Raw genomic sequence first — 894 nt, 5'->3', positions numbered from 1 at the left:
CCCCCACCCCCGCCCCCATCCCCGCGCCGACCGGAGTGGACAGCCCCCATGACACAGCCCAACGGATGGAAAGCGCTCAACGCCGGCCGGGAGGCCGAACTCGTCCTCGCCGTCGACTTCGCCACCACGGGCCGGTCCGACTCGAGCTTCTCCGACCTCGCCGCGCTCCTCCCCCCGGAGCTCACCGTGTGGGAGACCAGGCAGCCGCCCACCGCGACCGGGATGTCGGCGCAGGACTACCTCGCGCTGTGGACCGGCGGCGTCGCCGACAGCGGCCGCCCGGTGCGGGCGGTGCTCGGCTACTGCGCCGGCAGCGTGTTCGCCGGCGAACTCGCCGCCCGGCTCGCCGCCCGCCAGACCCAGGCCCCCCACCTGGTGATATTCGACCCGGAGGTGCCCTCCCGCTCCGGCCTGCACCGGGACTTCGCCGCCATGATGGACCAGTTCGCCTCGGTGCTCTCCCCCGACGAGGTGGCCGCCGCCCAGCGGGAGGCCGCCGCGGCGCAGGCCGCCGCCCCCGACTTCGCCGCCTACGGCGACGAACTGGTGCGGATCTTCACCGAACGGGCCGGTGCGGCCTTCGCCCGCGAGGAACTCGACACCGAACTGCTGGACGAGTTCGCCGCGGTCTTCCGGTCGTTCGTCTCCTACCTCAACGCGGCGCGGCAGATCGACCCGGCCCCCGCCTGGCGCACCGCGACCGCGGTGAGCTCCCGCGAGCCCACCGAAGGGGCCGCGCTGGCCGGGCGGTCCGTCGAGATCCCCGTCGACCACGCCGAGATCCTGCGCAGCAGGCGGGTGGCCGAGGCGGTCAACGAGATCATCGGCGTGTACGCCTCCTCCTGACCGGTGTTGCGGCGGGCCCGCCCCGGACCGCGTCACGCGGTCCGGGGC

1 protein-coding gene is annotated in these 894 nt (G+C 74.9%); it reads left to right on the top strand.

Annotated features, from left to right (window positions below; genetic code table 11):
• Positions 1 to 48: 48 nt before the first annotated feature.
• Positions 49 to 846 carry a thioesterase domain-containing protein gene (locus QC029_RS30410; RefSeq protein ID WP_279559070.1) on the top strand — a complete coding sequence of 266 codons (798 nt, stop codon included), beginning with the start codon at positions 49 to 51 and terminating at the stop codon, positions 844 to 846.
• Positions 847 to 894 lie beyond the last annotated feature (48 nt).

The sequence above is a fragment of the Streptomyces sp. DH37 genome, assembly GCF_029813835.1.
Lineage (GTDB): Bacteria > Actinomycetota > Actinomycetes > Streptomycetales > Streptomycetaceae > Streptomyces.
The sequence above is the reverse complement of the archived record's forward strand: the minus strand, read 5'-3'. Positions and strand labels throughout refer to the sequence as shown.